Annotated in this window: 17 protein-coding genes and 1 riboswitch; of the genes, 5 read left to right on the top strand and 12 right to left on the bottom strand. The window is 74.4% G+C overall.

What is annotated here, in order from left to right; all coding sequences use genetic code 11:
• Positions 1-79: 79 nt before the first annotated feature.
• Positions 80-1,075 carry a type I glyceraldehyde-3-phosphate dehydrogenase gene (gene gap / locus ACWGSR_RS17370; RefSeq protein ID WP_053641044.1) on the bottom strand — a complete coding sequence of 332 codons (996 nt, stop codon included), beginning with the start codon at positions 1,073-1,075 and terminating at the stop codon, positions 80-82.
• A gap of 130 nt (positions 1,076-1,205) precedes the next feature.
• A complete protein-coding gene (locus ACWGSR_RS17375; RefSeq protein WP_366378811.1) occupies positions 1,206-2,162 on the bottom strand; it encodes a GlxA family transcriptional regulator in 957 nt (318 codons plus the stop codon).
• 261 nt (positions 2,163-2,423) lie between these two features.
• Between ACWGSR_RS17375 and ACWGSR_RS17380 the strand changes: the two genes are divergently transcribed.
• Positions 2,424-3,704 (top strand): serine hydrolase domain-containing protein, encoded by a 1,281-nt coding sequence (locus ACWGSR_RS17380; protein ID WP_453567260.1) that lies wholly within the window; start codon positions 2,424-2,426, stop codon positions 3,702-3,704.
• A 54-nt stretch (positions 3,705-3,758) separates the two neighbouring features.
• On the opposite strand, the gene ACWGSR_RS17385 is transcribed toward ACWGSR_RS17380, so the two are convergent.
• From ACWGSR_RS17385 to ACWGSR_RS17395, 3 genes are all read right to left on the bottom strand, one after another.
• Positions 3,759-4,283, bottom strand: coding sequence for a GNAT family N-acetyltransferase (locus ACWGSR_RS17385; protein ID WP_376236323.1), 525 nt, complete (start codon positions 4,281-4,283; stop codon positions 3,759-3,761).
• 155 nt (positions 4,284-4,438) lie between these two features.
• Positions 4,439-5,653 carry a S8 family peptidase gene (locus ACWGSR_RS17390; RefSeq protein ID WP_376236326.1) on the bottom strand — a complete coding sequence of 405 codons (1,215 nt, stop codon included), beginning with the start codon at positions 5,651-5,653 and terminating at the stop codon, positions 4,439-4,441.
• Positions 5,654-5,880: 227 nt separating this feature from the next.
• A complete protein-coding gene (locus ACWGSR_RS17395; RefSeq protein WP_453567263.1) occupies positions 5,881-6,729 on the bottom strand; it encodes an alpha/beta fold hydrolase in 849 nt (282 codons plus the stop codon).
• A gap of 167 nt (positions 6,730-6,896) precedes the next feature.
• On the opposite strand from ACWGSR_RS17395, the gene ACWGSR_RS17400 reads away from it, so the two are divergent.
• A complete protein-coding gene (locus tag ACWGSR_RS17400; RefSeq protein ID WP_376236331.1) occupies positions 6,897-7,334 on the top strand; it encodes a nitroreductase family deazaflavin-dependent oxidoreductase in 438 nt (145 codons plus the stop codon).
• Between the two features lie 59 nt (positions 7,335-7,393).
• Here ACWGSR_RS17400 and ACWGSR_RS17405 read toward each other — a convergent pair whose 3' ends face one another.
• Positions 7,394-8,449, bottom strand: a complete 1,056-nt coding sequence (locus ACWGSR_RS17405; protein WP_453567465.1) for an ABC transporter substrate-binding protein — start codon at positions 8,447-8,449, stop codon at positions 7,394-7,396.
• A 308-nt stretch (positions 8,450-8,757) separates the two neighbouring features.
• The gene (locus ACWGSR_RS17410; RefSeq protein WP_453567265.1) at positions 8,758-9,687 is read right to left on the bottom strand and encodes a DMT family transporter; all 930 of its coding nucleotides are present in this window, start codon (positions 9,685-9,687) and stop codon (positions 8,758-8,760) included.
• 72 nt (positions 9,688-9,759) lie between these two features.
• Between ACWGSR_RS17410 and ACWGSR_RS17415 the strand changes: the two genes are divergently transcribed.
• Positions 9,760-10,635 (top strand): LysR family transcriptional regulator, encoded by an 876-nt coding sequence (locus ACWGSR_RS17415; protein WP_376236335.1) that lies wholly within the window; start codon positions 9,760-9,762, stop codon positions 10,633-10,635.
• Between the two features lie 19 nt (positions 10,636-10,654).
• Here ACWGSR_RS17415 and ACWGSR_RS17420 read toward each other — a convergent pair whose 3' ends face one another.
• Genes ACWGSR_RS17420 through ACWGSR_RS17430 form a run of 3 tightly spaced genes read right to left on the bottom strand, consistent with a single transcriptional unit; the run spans position 10,655 to position 12,580 of the window.
• Positions 10,655-11,491: a class II fructose-bisphosphate aldolase gene (locus ACWGSR_RS17420; protein ID WP_453567267.1), complete on the bottom strand. Its 837-nt coding sequence runs from the start codon at positions 11,489-11,491 to the stop codon at positions 10,655-10,657.
• Positions 11,482-11,631: a hypothetical protein gene (locus ACWGSR_RS17425; RefSeq protein WP_376236340.1), complete on the bottom strand. Its 150-nt coding sequence runs from the start codon at positions 11,629-11,631 to the stop codon at positions 11,482-11,484. The genes ACWGSR_RS17420 and ACWGSR_RS17425 overlap by 10 nt, the downstream gene beginning before the upstream one ends.
• A gap of 25 nt (positions 11,632-11,656) precedes the next feature.
• On the bottom strand, positions 11,657-12,580 hold the full coding sequence (locus tag ACWGSR_RS17430) for an SIS domain-containing protein (protein ID WP_453567270.1): 924 nt from the start codon (positions 12,578-12,580) through the stop codon (positions 11,657-11,659).
• A gap of 149 nt (positions 12,581-12,729) precedes the next feature.
• On the opposite strand from ACWGSR_RS17430, the gene ACWGSR_RS17435 reads away from it, so the two are divergent.
• Positions 12,730-13,539 carry a DeoR/GlpR family DNA-binding transcription regulator gene (locus tag ACWGSR_RS17435; RefSeq protein WP_376236345.1) on the top strand — a complete coding sequence of 270 codons (810 nt, stop codon included), beginning with the start codon at positions 12,730-12,732 and terminating at the stop codon, positions 13,537-13,539.
• Positions 13,540-13,616: 77 nt separating this feature from the next.
• Here ACWGSR_RS17435 and ACWGSR_RS17440 read toward each other — a convergent pair whose 3' ends face one another.
• Positions 13,617-14,249, bottom strand: coding sequence for a DUF6197 family protein (locus tag ACWGSR_RS17440; RefSeq protein ID WP_453567272.1), 633 nt, complete (start codon positions 14,247-14,249; stop codon positions 13,617-13,619).
• Positions 14,250-14,648: 399 nt separating this feature from the next.
• A riboswitch (cyclic di-AMP (ydaO/yuaA leader) is annotated at positions 14,649-14,805 on the top strand.
• A gap of 4 nt (positions 14,806-14,809) precedes the next feature.
• Between ACWGSR_RS17440 and ACWGSR_RS17445 the strand changes: the two genes are divergently transcribed.
• Entirely contained in the window at positions 14,810-15,718 is a 909-nt protein-coding gene (locus ACWGSR_RS17445; RefSeq protein ID WP_453567274.1) for a LysM peptidoglycan-binding domain-containing protein, read from the top strand.
• On the opposite strand, the gene ACWGSR_RS17450 is transcribed toward ACWGSR_RS17445, so the two are convergent.
• A complete protein-coding gene (locus ACWGSR_RS17450) occupies positions 15,715-17,025 on the bottom strand; it encodes a phosphoribosyltransferase family protein (protein ID WP_376236354.1) in 1,311 nt (436 codons plus the stop codon). The genes ACWGSR_RS17445 and ACWGSR_RS17450 overlap by 4 nt on opposite strands.
• Between the last annotated feature and the right edge of the window lie 56 nt (positions 17,026-17,081).

Raw genomic sequence — 17,081 nt, forward strand, 5'->3', positions numbered from 1 at the left:
GGCCCCCGCGGGTGCGGGGGCCGGCGCGCGGTGGTCCGCCTGCCGGGGACGGCGGCTCCGGGGACCGTCGGCGTCCTCGTCAGCCGGCGAGGAGTTCGAGCGTGTCGATCACGCGGTTCGAGAAGCCCCACTCGTTGTCGTACCAGGCGACGACCTTGACGTGGCGGCCCTCGACGCGGGTGAGCTCCGAGTCGAAGATCGAGGAGGCCGGGTTGCCGGTGATGTCGGAGGAGACGAGCGCGTCCTCCGAGTACTCCAGGACGCCCTTGAGCGGGCCCTCGGCGGCGGTGCGGTACGCCGCGAGGACGTCCTCGCGGGTCACGTCGCGGGAGACGGTCGTGTTCAGCTCGACGATCGAGCCGACCGGGACCGGCACGCGGATCGAGTCGCCGGACAGCTTGCCGTCCAGGTTCGGCAGCACGTGGCCGATGGCCTTGGCGGCACCCGTCGAGGTCGGGACGATGTTGACGCCGGCGGCGCGGGCGCGACGCGGGTCGCGGTGCGGGCCGTCCTGCAGGTTCTGCTCCTGCGTGTAGGCGTGGACCGTCGTCATGAAGCCGTGCTCGATGCCGGCGAGGTCGTCGAGGACCTTGGCCAGGGGAGCGAGCGCGTTCGTCGTGCACGAGGCGTTCGAGACGATCGTGTGCAGCTCCGCGTCGTAAGCGTCGGTGTTGACGCCGTACGCGAGGGTGACGTCGGCGCCGTCGGCGGGCGCGCTGACGAGCACCTTCTTGGCACCCGCGTCGATGTGGGCACGGGCCGCCTTGGCCGAGGTGAAGCGGCCGGTCGCCTCCAGGACGATGTCGACGCCGAGCTCGGCCCAGGGAAGCTGCGCCGGCTCGCGCTCGGCGAGCACCTTGATGCGGTGCCCGTCGACGACCAGGGTGTCGCCGTCCACGCTCACGGGGCGACCGAGGCGACCGGAGGTCGAGTCGAAGGCGAGGAGACGCGCGAGCGCGGTGGGCTCGGTGAGGTCGTTGACGGCGACGATCTCGAGGCTGCTGTCGCGCTCGAGCAGCGCGCGCAGCACGTTGCGTCCGATGCGGCCGAATCCGTTGATGGCGATACGAGTCATGGCGATGATGTCCCTTCGGTTCGCCACCCATGCTCGTGCGCGGCGCCCGCCCGTGACAGCGGCGTGATCGCCACGGTCCGCAAGTATCGCGCCAGAGCGCGGCCGGCCCCGGAACCGGGCCCCGTCTCCCCTACTCGCCCTGGGCGAACGTGCGCCGGTACTCGCTCGGCGTGGTGCCCAGGATCCGCTGGAAGTGCAGCCGCAGATTGGCCCCGGTGCCGAGGCCCACGTCGGCGGCGATCTGCTCGACGCCCCGCTCGGAGCGTTCGAGCAGCTCGCGGGCCCGGTCGACGCGGGCCCGCATGACCCACTGCATGGGGGTGTAGCCGGTGTCCTCGACGAACCGGCGCGAGAAGGTGCGCGCCGACACCGCCGCGTGCCGGGCCAGGACGTCGAGGGTGAGGGGTTCGCCGAGCCGGTGCAGCGCCCATTCGCGGGTGGCGGCGAACCGCTCGCCGAGCGGTTCGGGCACGCTGCGCGGCACGTACTGCGCCTGGCCGCCGCTGCGGTACGGGGCGGCGACCAGGCGCCGGGCCGCGTGGTTCGACGCGGCCACCCCGAGGTCCCCGCGCAGGATGTGCAGGCACAGGTCGATGCCCGAGGCGGCGCCGGCGGACGTCAGGACGCTGCCCTCGTCGACGAAGAGGACGTTCTCGTCGACGCGGATCAGGGGGCGTTTCGCGGCGAGCGCCCGCGCGTAGTGCCAGTGCGTGGTGGCGCGCCTGCCGTCGAGGAGTCCCGTGGCGGCGAGCGCGAAGGCACCCGTGGAGATCGCGGCGAGCCGGGCGCCCCGCGCGTGGGCGGCGATCAGCGCGTCGACGACGGCCCGCGGCGGGTCCTCGCGGTCGGGGAAGCGGTAGCCGGGGACGAAGACGATGTCGGCCCACGCGAGCGCGTCCAGGCCGTGGGCGACCTGGTACGCCAGGCCGTCGCCCCCGGCGACGACGCCGGGTTCGGCGCCGCACACCCGTACCTCGTACGGCATGCTCGCGCGCGTGGTGAACACCTGCGCGGGGATGCCGACGTCGAGGGGTTTCGCCCCTTCGAGGACGAGGACGGCGACGCGATGCAGACGGGAAACGGGCACGTCACGAGGGTACGCGGGGCATGCCGGAGGGCGGCCCGCGGGCACCCGGGCACGGACGCGGGCGCGGGCGTCAGGACCCGGGGACCGGAACCGGAGCCGGCCCCTTAGTATTCCGTGATCCGTGTCAGGAACCCTTCCCGGGCGTTGGCACTCATGATCAATGGGCCCGGGGCCGCACCGTGATGGCGCTCCTCCGGGTCCCGCGGCACACCGCTGCCGTGTGCCGTTCCGGACGATTCCGACGAAGTCGAGGAAACCACCGTGCCCCTGACGCCGCACCGACGCCTGGTCGTGAGCGCCACTCTGATCGCCGCACTCGCCGCGGGCGTGGCCCCCGCCACCAGCGCGTCCGCCGCCCCGCGAACCCCGGTCGTCCCGCAGGCCCCCGCCGCCCCGGCGGCGAAGACCGTTCCCGCTCCCGACATGAAGGGCGTGGTCGCCGCGCTGGACGCCGCCGTGGCCAACGGCGCGCCGGGGGCGATGGCCCGCTTCTCCGGACCCGGCGGCGTCCAGAGCCGCGCGGTCGGCGTCCAGGACCGGGTGAAGGGCACGCCCATGGACGTCCGGTCGCGGTTCCGGATCGGCAGCGTCAGCAAGACGTTCTCCGCGGTCGTCCTCCTCCAGTTGGTGCAGGAGAAGCGGCTGAGGCTCGACGCGCCGGTCAACGCGTACCTGCCCGGCCTGCTCCCCGACGACCGCATCACGGTCCGTCACCTGCTCACCCACCGCAGCGGTCTCGCCGACTACACCGACCCGATGTTCGCCGCCACGGTGCCGGGCTTCGAGTCCGTGCGGAACAGGGTGTTCGGCTACCGCGAGCTCGTGAAGCTCTCCCTGGCGCTGCCCCGGACCACCGAGCCCGGGGTGTCGTACAAGTACTCGAACACCAACTTCGTGGTGGTCGGGATGCTCGTCGAGAAGCTCACGGGCAAGCCGGTGGCGGACGCGTACCAGCGCCGCATCTTCCAGCCGCTGGGGCTGCGGGACACCTCGTACGTCCACCCCGACACCCGCATCGCGGGCCGGCACGTGCGCGGGTACCTGTACCCCGACGCGGCCGGCGACCCGCTGGTGGACTCCACGGAGCAGACCGCGTCCTGGGCGCAGTCGGCCGGGGCCGTCATCTCCAGCCCCGCCGATCTGAACACCTTCACCGAGGCCCTCATGAGCGGCCGTCTGTTGTCCCCGGCCATGATGGAGGCGATGACGAAGGTGACGCCGACGGACACCACCGGCGCCCGGTTCTACGGGCTCGGCCTGCGCCGCTACGACCTGTCGTGCGGCACCCGGGTGTACGGCCACACCGGCACCGTGCAGGGCTTCTACACGTACGCCTTCTCGACGCGCGACGGCCGGCGCAGCCTCTCGGCCATGGCCAACTCCTCGAACCGCGGCGTGGTCAACACGGCGCTCGGCGGAACGCTGGAGGCGGCGTTCTGCGGCAAGAAGCCGGCCGTGGCGCCGTCGTCGCGCGCCGCCTCGCCCTCGGCCCGTGACTTCTCGTCGCTGCCGGCGGAGCGGGACCTGCCCGAGCGGCACTGACCGGCTCCCCGAGGGGGCGTCCGCGGTCTCCACCGGGCGGACGCCCCCTCGGGTTCACGCCTGGTACTCGGTGAGGTCGATGGCGTGGACGCGCAGGGGCACGCCGAGGACCGGGTGGTCCAGGTCGCGCTCGGGCTCCATGCCGAGCTTGGCGGCGACGTTCTCGGACGCGCGGTCGCCGAGGTGCGTGACGGCGACGACCCGGTCGAGCCCCCGGTCCTGGAGCGCCCACTCCAGGACCGCGTGGGCGGCCTCGGAGGCGTAGCCCTGGCCCCAGAACTGCCGGCCGAGACGCCAGCGGATCTCGATGTCCGGCACCGTCTCGTCCGGCACGGAGAGCCCCGCGAGGCCGATCAGCTCGCCGGAGGCGATGAGTTCCACGGCGAAGAGGCCGAAGCCCTCCTCGTCCCACTCCTCCTCGTACCGCTCGATGTCCTCGGCGGTCTCCTCCAGGCCGCGGAGCGAGCCGTCGCCGATCCGGTGCATGACCTCGGGGTCGGCGTTGATCTCGGACAGCGGGACGAGGTCGTCGTCGCTCCAGCGGCGGAGGACGAGGCGGGGGGTGCGGATCTCGGTCATGGTCCCATCCTGACGCACGCGGCGGACCGCCCGCGCCACCGGGCGACGGGGGTCCGCCGAGTGGGGTTCCCGGGCACGGTGACGCCCCGGAGGCGCCGGCTGCCTCCGGGGCGTTTCCCGATCTCGTGGTACCGCGGGCCGTCTCGCGGTCCGTGTTACGGGACGATCCGCAGGAGGCGGTTCGGGGAGCCGCTGCCCGGGCCGGTGACCTTGCCGGGCGTGGAGCCGTTGACGAGGGCCGTGGCGACCTGGGCCGGGGTGGCGGAGGGGTGCCCGGCGAGGTAGACCGCCGCGGCGCCCGCCACGTGCGGGGCGGCCATCGAGGTGCCCGAGATGGTGTTGGTGGCGCTGTCGCCCGTGTGCCAGCCCGCGGTGATGGACACACCGGGGGCGAAGAGGTCGAGCACCGAGCCGTAGTTGGACCAGCTCGCCTTCGCGTCGGTGTTGCTCGTGGCGCCGACCGTGAGGGCCTCGGCGACCCGGGCGGGCGACGAGGAGGAGGCGTTGACGCCGGAGTTGCCGGCCGCGACGGCGTAGGTGATGCCGTCGGCGATGGACCTCTTCACCGCGTTGTCGAGGGTGGTGGAGGCGCCGCCGCCGAGGGAGAGGTTGGCCACGGCCGGGGTGCCGGCGGTGTGGTGGGAGGTGACCCAGTCGATGCCCGCGATGACGCCGGCGGTGGTGCCGGAGCCGTTGTTGTCGAGGACGCGGACGGCGACGACCTTCGCCTTCTTGGCCACGCCGTAGGTGGTGCCGGCGACGGTCGTGGCGACGTGGGTGCCGTGTCCGTTGCCGTCCTGGGCGACCGTGTCGCCCTCGACCGCGTCGTAGCCGTTCACGGCGCGCCCGGTCAGCTGGGAGTGGCTGATGCGGACCCCGGTGTCGATGACGTAGGCCGTGACGCCGCCGCCCGCGCTGTCGGGGTAGGTGTACGTGCCGGAGAGCGGCAGGTTCGCCTGGTCGATGCGGTCCAGGCCCCAGGGGGCGCTGGTCTGCGTCGCGTCGGAGCGGACCACCTGGTTCTGCTCGACGGAGGCGACGGACGGGTCGGCGGCGAGGCGGCGGGCCGCCGTCGCGTCGAGGGTGGCCGTGTAGCCGTTGAGGGCGGAGCCGAACGTCTTGCGGACGGTGCCGCCGTAGGCGGATATCAGCTTCCGGCCCTTGTCCGAGCCGGCCTTGAAGCCCGCGCCCTGCTTCAGGGTGACGATGTAACTGCCGGGGACGGCGTCGGCCGAACCCGCCGCGAGGACCGTGCCCTCGGCCGGGGCCGCCTGGGCGGGGACGGCGGCGAAGGTGCCGAGCAGGGCGGCCACGGTCGCGGCGGAGGCCGTCACGGCGAAGCGGGTCTTGGTGCTCTTCGGGAGTGCCATTGCGAGGGAGTCCTCCTCGTCTACGTCGTGCCCGGGGGGTGGGACGGCACGACTGTGGGGGGGGTGCACGTGGGGCCACGTACACGGTCGGGACCGGTGTGTCCGGCCTCGGCGTGATCAGCAGCCTGGCGGCTCTACGGGCGTAGCTCAAGGAAGTTGACGCCTTGTCATGCATCCGCCATACGCCTGCAATCGAACCCCCTCCGAAGCCCCTCCGGGTGGCCTGATCAGGCACGCGGGTGGCCGGAAACCGGACCAGCCCGGTCTGCACGGCCCGTCCGGTCCGTCCGGCCCGTCTGATCCGCGAAGTCCGCCGGAGCCTCCGCGAGGGAGCGGGCGAGCGCCTCGGCGAAGCCGTCCGGGTTGTCCAGCATCAGGTTGTGCCCCGCGCCGGGGACCTCGGTCACCGGGACGCCGAACGCGGCGGCCTTCTCCGCGGCGGCGTCCGGCAGGCTCGCCTCCCCGACGAGGAACGTGCGGGGCGCCGTGATCCCGGCCAGCAGGTCCCCCGTGGCGGGCGTGCTCCCCTCGACGAGCGCCACCGCGCTGCGGTGGACGGCCAGCGGGTCGGCGAGGCGCAGCCGGGCGGCGTAGTCGGCACGTCCGGCGAGGGCGAGCATGCGGGAGAACCCCCTCGCCACGAACGCCTCCTCGCTCTGGGCGGCCACCGGCGAACTGAACGCGCCTCCGCCCGCGTACAGGTTGGGCTCCGCCACCACGAGCCGGGCGACCAGGTCGGGCCGGGCCGCCGCCAGGTGGACGGCCACGGCGCCGCCCATCGAGTGCCCGACGAGGTCCACCCCCGCCACACCGAGGTGGTCGAGGACGGCGGCCACCACCGCCGCCTGGGACTCCATGCGGTAGTCGAAGTCCGCGGGCCGGTCGCTCAGTCCGTGCCCGAGGAGGTCCACCAGGAGCGCCCGGCCGCCGCGGAGGGCGGGGTGGGTGGCGATGTGGGCGAAGTCCGAGGCGGCCGTGCATCCGAGGCCGTGGACGAAGACCCGTACGGGCCCTTCCCCCGGCAGGTCGATCCACCGGACGTACGCCCGCTCCTCCGTCAGGAACAACTCCCGCATGCCACCGCTCCCCTGCGCCGTACCGCCGTCGTGCCGTCGGGCGCCACCCTACGAGCCGGTACCGACAACACCCGCCGGAGCGGCCTGCTGCCGCGCGCGGGAGCGGTCGGATAGCGTCGTGTCCGACGCCGAGCCGGCGACGCCGGACACGACCCGAAAGGACGCCCATGCCCCTCGAAGGTGAGTACGAGCCCAGCCCGGAGGCGTGGGTGCGGAACCAGGTCGAGCTCTACGAGTCCTCCGGGGGCACGAAGGGCACGACCATGCGCGGCCTGCCCGTGGTCCTGGTGACCAACCGCGGCGCGAAGAGCGGCAAGCTCCGCAAGACCCCGCTGATGCGGGTCGAGCACGACGGGGCGTACGCGCTCGTGGCGTCGAACGGCGGCGCCGTGAAGCACCCCGTCTGGTACCACAACCTCGTCGCCTCGCCGCTGGTCGAGCTGCGCGACGGCACCGAGGTGTGGGACATGGAGGCGCGCGTCGTCACCGGCGAGGAGCGCCGGGCGTGGTGGGACCGGGCCGTCGCCGCCTTCCCGGACTACGCCGACTACCAGCGCAAGACGGACCGCGAGATTCCCTTGTTCGTGGTGGAGCGGGTCGGCTGACCGACCGACGGAGGAAGGGCCCGGGCCGGGGGCGGTCCGGGCCCTTCCCGTGCCGTCCCTCAGCCGGTGCGGAGCACCCGGAAGCGGCCGGGTTCCGCCGGATCCCGGTCGGCGACCTGGACCGGCGCCCAGGTCCACTGCAGGACGCCGATGTCCGGCGTGCGGGAGAACCGGATCGGCCCGCGGGTGCCCTCGGCCTCCACGCGCGGCCACGACGCGGCGACGGACGCCCGGTCCGTGCCGTGGGAACGCAGCACCGCGGCGAGGAAGGTGACGGTGTCCCAGCCCTCGAAGGCGACGAAGGAGGGTGCCTCGCCCAGCCGTTCGCGGAGTTCCTTCCCGACCCGTTCGCCGAGCGGGCCCGGGGACTCGGGCAGGTAGCGCAGGAACGGGATCCCGGCGCCGTCCCCGCCCAGCGCCGCGGCCCATCCCGCGAACTCCGGCTGTCCGGCCGGGGCGCCGATCAGGAGTTCCGCGAGCCGCCGGTCGCCCCGGACGGCCCTGACGATCGGCACCGCCGGCTCCGGGTGGCCGACGAGGAGCAGGAGCGCCGTCGCGCCGTGCTCGACGAGCGCGTCGCACAGGGCCCCGGGGGTGAGCGCGTTCGCGTCGAGTGCGACGACGGTGCCGCCCCGGGGGGCGAGGTGCTCCCGCAGGACGCGGGTCCCGGACGCCCAGTAGACGCTCGGCTGGGTCGCCACGGCGATCCGGTGCCGGCCCTCGGCGAGGAGGAAGTCCCCGTAGAGCCGCCAGCCGTGGGACTGGGCCGGTGCCAGGCGCGCGACCCACTCCGTCGGCTCCTCGGTGAGCGCGTCGAGCACGGCGGAGGAGCAGAGGAACGGCACGCCGAGGGCGTCGGCGCGGGCGGCGGCGGCACGGGCGACGACGCTGTGGTACTCGCCCGCCACGGCGGCCACGCCCAGGCCGGCCAGTTCGTCCACGGCCGCCGCGGCCCGCTCCGGGTCGGCCGCGGTGTCCCGGACCAGGAGTTCCAGCGGCCTGCCGTCGATGCCGCCGGTGTCGTTGACCTCGCGGACGGCCAGGTCGAGTCCGGCGAGCAGGTGCCGGCCCGCCTCGACCCAGCCGGGCGGCGTCAGCGGGACGAGGGCGCCCAGGCGGACGGTCGGCCCGTCCGCCGGGTGCTCCGCTCCGGACGGCGACGGTGAGGTGCTCGACGACGGCGCACTCGGCAACGGCGACGGCGTGCTCGACGACGGCGGTAGCGGTGGTGGCGGCGTGCTCGCTGACGTGCTCGCTGACGTGTTCATCGGGTGGCGCCTCCCCTGGACGATGCGGTCGCGGTCCGTCCGGGTCCCGCGCCGGCCGGGACCGGCGGTGCGCGTCCCCCGCGTCCCGCCCCGGCGGGCACATCCGGACGGTCACGCCGGACATTGGATCCGCCGCCGCCCCGGCGGGCAACCGGTTATCCGTCCGCCGGACCGGCGGACCTCACCGCCGGCCGTGCGCCGCCGGTCTCCGCCCCGGGGCCCGGCCGCCCGGTCACCCGGGTCAGCCCCACCCCCAGCAGGACGACCGCCATGCCCGTCACCACCCGTGCGGTCAGCGGCTCGTCGAGGACGAGGGCGCCCAGGGCCACGGACACCACCGGCAGCAGGTAGCCGACCGTCGCGGCGCTGGTGGGGCCCTCCTCGGCGATCATGCGGTAGTTCAGGTGGAAGGTGACCCCGGTCGCGAGGACGCCGAGGACGACGACCGCGCACACCCCGGTCCAGGTGACCGCCGCCGGGCCGCCGGCCGCCGGGACGGGTGCGCTCAGGGCGGTCGCCGTCAGGAGCTGCGCGGCGGAGAGGGCCAGCGGAGCGGTGCCCCGGCCGGTCAGCCGGCGGGCCATGTACGCGAAGGCCACCGCGTAGCTCGCGGAGGCGCCGAGCAGGGCGAGCGCGCCTCCGCTCAGGAGGCCGGAGCCCGCGCTCCAGGGAGCGAAGATCAGCAGGACGCCGGCGAACCCGAGGACGAGGCCGCCGAGCCGGAGGGCGCGGAACGGGCGCTCCGTGCCCAGGCCCAGGCCGATGAGGAGGGACCAGAGCGGGGTGGTGGCGTTCAGGACGCCCGCCACCCCGCTGTCGACGGTCTGCTCGCCGACCGAGAAGAGCAGGAACGGCAGCGCGTTGCAGAAGAAGGCGGCGACGACCAGCCGCCCCCAGGTGCCCCGGTCCCGCGGCAGCCGCTGCCCGGCCCCGTGCGCGAGCGCCAGGAGCACCGCCGCGCCGAGGAGGCACCGCACGAAGGTGATCCACCCCGGTGTGAGGCCCTCGTTGAGGGAGATCTTGATCCAGAGGAAGCCCGAGCCCCAGAGCAGGGCGAGGACGCCCATGCGTATCGCCGACGTCATGCCTCCACGCTCCCCCGCACCCTGCGTGCAGGACAAGCGAAGAGTTGTGCATCCGGCGTTAAGCTCTCCTACATGCTGGACGTGAAGCGCATGCAGGTGCTCCGGGCCGTCGTCGCCAGCGGCTCCGTCACGGGCGCCGCCGCGAACCTGGGGTACACCCCTTCCGCCGTGAGTCAGCAGATCGCCGTCCTGGAGAAGGAGGCGGGCATCGCGCTGCTCGAACGCTTCGGCCGGGGCGTGCGGCCGACCGCCGCCGGACTGTTGCTCACCGAGCACGCCGCCGCCATCGGCAGCCGGGTGGCGGAGGCCGAGACCGCCCTCGCGGACCTGCGGGCGGGTCGTACGGGGCGGATCTCCGTCCGCTACTTCGCCACGGCGGGCGCCGACCTCGTCGCCCCCGCCCTGGCCCGCTTCCGTACCGAACACCCCGGTGTCCGCGTCGATCTGAGGATCGCGGAGGGCGCGCCCGACGCGGAGGCGGACCTCACCCTCGTCGTACGGCCCCGGGGCGGCCCGGACGCGTACGGCGAGGGCCTCCGGCTCGTCCACCTGGTCGACGACCCGTACCGGGCCGTGCTGCCGAAGGGGCATCCGCTGGCCGGCCGCCGCGCCGCCGTCGACCTGGCGGCGCTCGCCGCCGAGCCGTGGGTCGGCAGCGAGCGGCCGGGCCCCTGTCTCGACGCGGTCCTGGACGCCTGCGCGGCGGCCGGTTTCAGTCCGGACGTCGCGGTGGAGTGCGAGGAGTACGCCACCGCCCAGGGTTTCGTCGCGGCCGGCCTGGGCGTCAGCCTGATTCCGCTGATGGGTCTGGGCAGCCGTCACCCGGGCGTGGTCGTCCGCAGGGTCCGGGGCCCGGAGCCGGTGCGCGCGATCCACGCGGCGGTGCGCGAGTCCTCGCTGGCGCTGCCCGCCGTGCGCGGTCTCCTGACCGCGCTCCGGGAGGTGTGAGCGGACGCGTCCGACCCGGTCAGGCCGGGGCGAGGACCGTCAGGAGGAGGGCGACCTCCCGGGCCACGGCCGCGCGGGCCGGGGTCAGGTACTGACGGGGGTCGACCGCGTCGGGGTGGTCGGCGAGGTGGTCCCGGACCGCCCGGGTGAAGGCCTTGTTCAGGTGGGTGGAGACGTTCACCTTGGTCATGCCGGCCGTGACGGCGGTGGTGAGGTCCGCGTTCGAGACGCCGGAGGAGCCGTGCAGGACCAGCGGGACGTCGACCGCGGCGCGCAGACGGGCGATCAGGTCGAAGTCGAGCACCGCGTCGCGGGTCAGCATCTGGTGGGAGCTGCCGACGGCGACGGCGAGGGCGTCGACTCCGGTGGCGGCGACGAAGGCCCGGGCCTCCTCCGGGTCCGTGCGCACGCCGGGGGTGTGGGCGCCGCCCTTGCCGCCGACCTCGCCGAGCTCGGCCTCGACCCAGACGCCGTGGCGGTGGCACTCCTCCACGATCTCGCGGGTCGCGGCGACGTTCTCGGCGTAGGGGAGCTTCGAGGCGTCGAACATGACGGAGCCCAGGCCGAGTCCGACGGCCTCGCGGACGAGGTCGGGGTTCTCGGCGTGGTCGAGGTGGACGGCGACGGGGACCTTGGCGGCGCGGGCGACCGCCAGGGAGGCGAGGGCGACCGGCTCCAGGGCGCCGTGGTAGCGGACGGTGTTCTCGCTGATCTGGAGGACGACCGGCCGGTCGGCGTCCTCGGCGCCGGCCACGATGGCCTGGGCGTGTTCGAGCTGGAGGACGTTGAAGGCCCCCACTCCGGTGCCGGCCGCGCGGGCGCGGCGGGCGATCTCGTCGGTCGGCGTCAGCGGCATGGCGCGTCTTCTCCCGGGATGCGGTCGGCTTCTTCTGGGGTGCGGTCGGCGGGGCGGCGGTCGGGCGCGGCCGTCGGGGCGCCGGACACGACGGCCCGGTCGGCGGACATGGCGGCCGGGCCGTCGGACGCGGCCGCCATGTCGCCGGGCGTGGCTGTCGGACCGTCAGGCATGGACGTCGGAGAGGACCACGGAGCGCGTCAGGTTGCGCGGGGTGTCGGGGTTCAGGCCCCGGGCCTCCGCGACGGCGACGGCGAGGCGCTGGGCGCGGACCAGGTCCGCGAGCGGGTCGAGGCCGCTCTCGGAGAGGATGCCGCCGACCTTCCGCACGTCGTCCGCGAGTCCGGCGGGGAGGGCGCCGAAGCCCCAGGCGACCCGGCCGGGGCCGGTGATGCTGATCGGGCCGTGGCGGTACTCCATCGCGGGGTACGCCTCCGTCCACGCGCCCGCCGCCTCGCGCATCTTGAGGCCGGCCTCCAGGGCGAGTCCGTAGGTCCAGCCGCTGCCGAGGAAGGTGAACTGCTCGGCCGTGAGGACGTCTTCGCCCAGCGGGGAGGCGAGGGCCTGCTCGGCGTCCCGCGCGGCGTCCTCGACGGTGGACACGCCCTCGGGGAGGGCGTCCTCGGCCTCCAGGTGGGCGCGGAAGAGGGCGAGCGCCGTGGTGGCGAAGCGGGTCTGAACGACCGACTCCTCGTCCGCGAAGTCGAGGACGGCGACCTCGTCGGCGAGGCCCATCACCGGGGTGGCGGGGTCGGCCGTGACCGCGCCCGTGGGCACGGTGCCGCGCAGCCGGGAGAGGACGGCGAGGACCTCGCTGGTGGTGCCGGAGCGGGTGAGGGCGACGACCCGGTCGTAACGGCGCCCGTGGGGGAACTCGGAGGCCGCGAAGGCGTCGGTCTCGCCGTGGCCGCCGGACTCGCGCAGCTCGGCGTAGGCCAGGGCCATGAACCAGGAGGTGCCGCAGCCGACGACCGCGACCCGCTCGCCCCGCCGGGGCAGGGCGGTGACGTGCCGGGGCAGGGTGCGGGCGGCCTGGCGCCAGGTCGCCGGCTGGGAGGCGATCTCCACGGCGGTGCGGGTGGTGCTCATGCCGATCTCCTTGCAAGAAAGACTGCGAGATATTGAACGAACATGCTTGAAGTCGAAGCCATTCAAGCAGAAACATGCATGACGTTTCCAGATCCCACACCCGTCGGCGGCTAGAATCGGACGCTCGCACGACCGGGAGGGAGGGACCCATGTCCAAGCACGAGCGGTGGAACACGCTCCTCGAACTACTGGCGGCCTCGGGAAGGATCGAGGTGGAGGAGGCGGCGACGACGCTCGACGTCTCCGCGGCCACGATCCGCCGGGACCTCGACGAACTCGCCGAGCAGCAGCTCCTCGTACGGACGCGGGGCGGCGCGGTCGCGCACGGCGTGTCGTACGAACTCCCCCTGCGGTACAAGTCGACGCGGCACGCGCCGGAGAAGAAGCGGATCGCGGAGACCGCGGCCGACCTGGTCGCGCCCGGCGAGGTCGTCGGGCTCAACGGCGGCACGACGACGACGGAGGTGGCGCGGGCGCTGGCGCTGCGGTTCGCGAGCGGACGCGCCGAGGGCCCCGGCCCGGTGACGGCGCCCTCGGGCCCGGCGCTGACCGTGGTCACCAACGCGCTCAACATCGCGGGCGAGCTCGCGGTGCGTCCGCAGATCAAGATCGTCACGACGGGCGGCGTCGCCCGGCCCCAGACCTACGAACTGGTCGGCCCGTTGACCGTCGGGGTGCTCAGCGAGGTGGTGCTCGACGTGGTGGTGCTGGGGGTCGACGGGATCGACGCCGAGCTGGGCGTGATGGCGCACCACGAGGACGAGGCGAGCATCAGCCGGCTCTTCGCGGAACGGGCGAGCCGGGTGGTCGTGGTGACCGACTCCTCGAAGATGGGCCGCCGGGCGTTCGCGCGGATCTGCGGCCTGGACCGGATCGACACCCTGGTGACCGACACCGGCATCGCGCCGGAGACGGTCGCCCGGCTCACCGAGGCCGGGGTGAAGGTCCTCACCGTCTGACCCGCCCGTCACCCCTGGCGAAGGAGTGCTTCGACGACCGGCCCCGACGATCGGAGGGGAGGGCGGGCGCGGCACCGTCAGCGGCCGGCGTGCGCGGCGCGGCGGATCGTGGCGTCGAGGAGGGCGAGCGCGTCCTCGGCCGCGCGCCCGGGGGCCCTGTTCCACGGACCGATGAGGTCCCGCCAGCCCCGCGACCGCAGCTCGGTCATGATCCAGGCGGCCGCCTCGTTCATGGTGTCCGCGCCGCCGTGGCCGAGGCGGTGGGCCGCGAGGAGCGCCCCGCAGACACAGCGGGCCCCGCGCCTGTCGCGCAGTCTGTACGGGGCGTTCTGCCAGCCCCACTCGGTGAGGACGAGGCGCGCGTAGCCGAGGTGGACCGAGGGGCGCAGCTCGGGTCGGCCGATGCGGCGCCAGGCATGGAGACGGTCGGGCAGCACGGCGCCGATCCGGCCGGGGAGGCGCTCGGCCGGGCCAGGGGCCGGGAGCGCGTCGAGCGCCTCGGCCACGAGCCGGTCCACGGGCACGCTGAGCAGGTCCCGCCAGCTCCGCCCCTCCCCCGGCGGCAGCGGCCCGGGGGCGGGCGCGGGCGGTTCGGGGGCGGTCCAGTCGGTGACGAGCCGCTGCCAGACGGCGCTCTCGTAGAGGGCGGCGGCCTCGCGGTCGAGGGCGTCGGGGACGTCGGGGGCGAGCTGGGGAACGGCGGGGGGCATCGGGCGGCTCCTGGGTCGGGCACTCCATCCTTCGAGAAGGATGTCGGCTTTGCACCCTTTGCCCTTGAGTGACTCCGATGCGAATAAAGCCCCCCTCATCCTCCCGAAGGCCTCACTCCGTAGATTTTCGCCTTATTTCTCCATCAATGGAATTACGCCGCATATTCGGACATAACTCACCGGGTGACGCGACTCACTCCGCACGGCCCGCCACGCGGCCCCCGCCCGCCCCGCCCCATACCGCACAAGGAAGTTCGGCACTTCTGCGGCCCGGCCGATCTTGAATTCCCCGAATTCGGTGATCCAATTACAGGGGCCGCCGCTCTGATCCTCTTGTTATTCGCCGCATTACTGGCCTACGGTCACCCCCATTCGAGCGGAACGCCTAATCCTGCCGCCGCTCGACAACCTCCCTTTTCACCCGACGGCAGGAGCGGGGGACCCACGAATACGCCGGCCCGGAATCCGGGACGGCTCGGGGTGCAGCCGCGTGCGCGCGGCCGGACATCTCCCGTCCGAACCCGACAGCTCACCTCGTAGGCGCCGGAGAGGAATCCGTCATGCCTGCACACGGTAAGCACCGCCGCCCCCGCCGCAGCCGCGTCTCCCGCGGTCTGGCCCTGGTCGGAACCGGTGGGGCCGCGCTGTCCCTGCCCCTGATCGCCTCCACCACGGCCGGAGCCGCGACCGCCGCACCCGCCGCCGGGACCCCGGAGATCGCCGCCGAGGCCTTCGCCGCTCCCGCCGCCCCGGTCGCCGCCAAGGCCCCGGCCGCCCCGGCGGCCGCGCGCACGTACACCGTCGTGAGCGGTGACTCGCTTTCTCTGATCGCCCAGAAGAAGGGAATTCAGGGAGGCTGGAAGAGCCTTTACCGCGCCAACCAGAGCGCTGTGGGTGACAACCCGTCACTCATTCACCCCGGTCTGGAACTGACGATTCATCGGGGTTCGGTCGAGGCCGCTCCCGCGCGGGCCGAGACGCAGGAAAAGGCCGAGCGGAAGAGCACCGCGAAGGCGGAGAAGTCCGGTACGGCCGAACGGGCGAACCGCTCCGAGCGCCGTGCCACGCCGACCGCCGCCACCACCGGCACGGGTGCCTCCGCCGCCGCTCCCGCGGTCGCCGCCGCCCCGGCCGCCGTCCCCCAGTACACCGACAACCTCGACGGCTGGATCCGGGAGTCGCTGGACATCATGGCCCGGCACGGCATCCCCGGTTCCTACGAGGGCATCCACCGCAACATCATGCGCGAGTCCTCCGGCAACCCGCTGGCCATCAACAACTGGGACATCAACGCCGTCAACGGCACCCCCTCGAAGGGCCTCCTCCAGGTCATCGAGCCGACGTTCCTCGCCTACCACGTGCCCGGCACGGCGATGGACCTGTACGACCCGGTCGCCAACATCACCGCCGCCTGCAACTACGCGGCCGACCGCTACGGCTCCATCGACAACGTCAACGGGGCCTACTAGTCCGCACCGGCCGACGGGGCTCCCCGGCCCCGGAAGTGCCCGGTGAACCAGGAGGTGGCGAGCTCCGCCACCTCCTCCAGGGCGCCGGGCTCCTCGAAGAGGTGGGTGGCGCCCTCCACCACGGCCAGCCGGTGCTCGCAGCGCAGCAGCGCCCCGGCCCGCCGGTTGAGGTCCAGGACCAGCGGGTCCTCGCCGCCCACCACCAGGAGGGTCGGGGCCCGCACCCCGGCCAGGCGGTCGGCCGCGAGGTCCGGCCGCCCGCCGCGCGAGACGACGGCGGCGACGGGGGACGCGGGGTCGCCCGCCGCCCACAGCGCGGCCGCCGCCCCCGTGCTCGCGCCGAAGTAGCCGAGCGGGAGGCCCGCGACGTCGGGCCGCTCGGCCAGCCGCTCCGTGGCCCCGGCGAGCCGTCCCGCGAGGAGCGGGGTGTCGAAGACGTGCGCCCGGTCGGCCGCCTCGGCCTCGCCGAGCAGGTCGAACAGCAGGGTCCCGAGGCCGGCCCTGTTCAGCTCCGCCGCGACCGCCCGGTTCCGGGGGCTGTGGCGGCTGCTGCCGCTGCCGTGGGCGAACAGGACGAGCCCGACGGCCCCCTCGGGCACGGCGAGCCTCCCGGCGAGGACGGCGCCGTCGACCGGGATCCGTACGTCCGTGTCCCGGACGACGGGGTCGCGCGCGGCCCGGCTCCGGTCCAGACAGGCGATCACCTCGTCGTCCGGCGTCTGCGGGAACTCCCGGTAGAACTGGCCGACGGCGTAGAACCCCTCCGGGGTGCGGACGCCGACGGTCTCGTCGGCCTCGCCTCCCAGGCGGGCCGTCCAGCCGGGCGGGGCGACCGGCACCGCGAGGACGATCCGGGCCGCTCCCCGGGCGCGGACCACCCGGCAGGCCGCCAGGGCCGTGGCACCGGTGGCCAGCCCGTCGTCGACGACGAGGACCGTCCGTCCTTCGAGGGGCACGGGCGTCCGGCTGCCCCGGTAGCGGCGGGTGCGCTGGTCCAGTTCGGCCAGCTCGCGCTCCTCCACGGCGGCCAGCGCGCGGTCGTCCACTCCGGCCTCGTGGATCACCCCGTCGTTGAGCACCCGCACGCCGCCCTCGCCGATCGCGCCCATCGCGACCTCCGGCCGGTGGGGCACGCCCAGCTTCCGCACGAGGCAGATGTCGAGCGGGGCGTCGAGGGCGTCGGCGACCTCGGCGGCCACCGGCACGCCGCCGCGCGGGAGGCCGAGGACCACGACGTCCTGGCCCCTGAAGTGGTCGAGCCGGGCGGCGAGCTGCCGCCCCGCGTCGCTGCGATCGCTGAAGAACATGGTCCGACGCCCTTCCGCCTGTGCGGCCGCCCGGGCGGACCCGGGACGGACGACCA

The sequence above is a fragment of the Streptomyces sp. NPDC055632 genome (assembly GCF_053618675.1).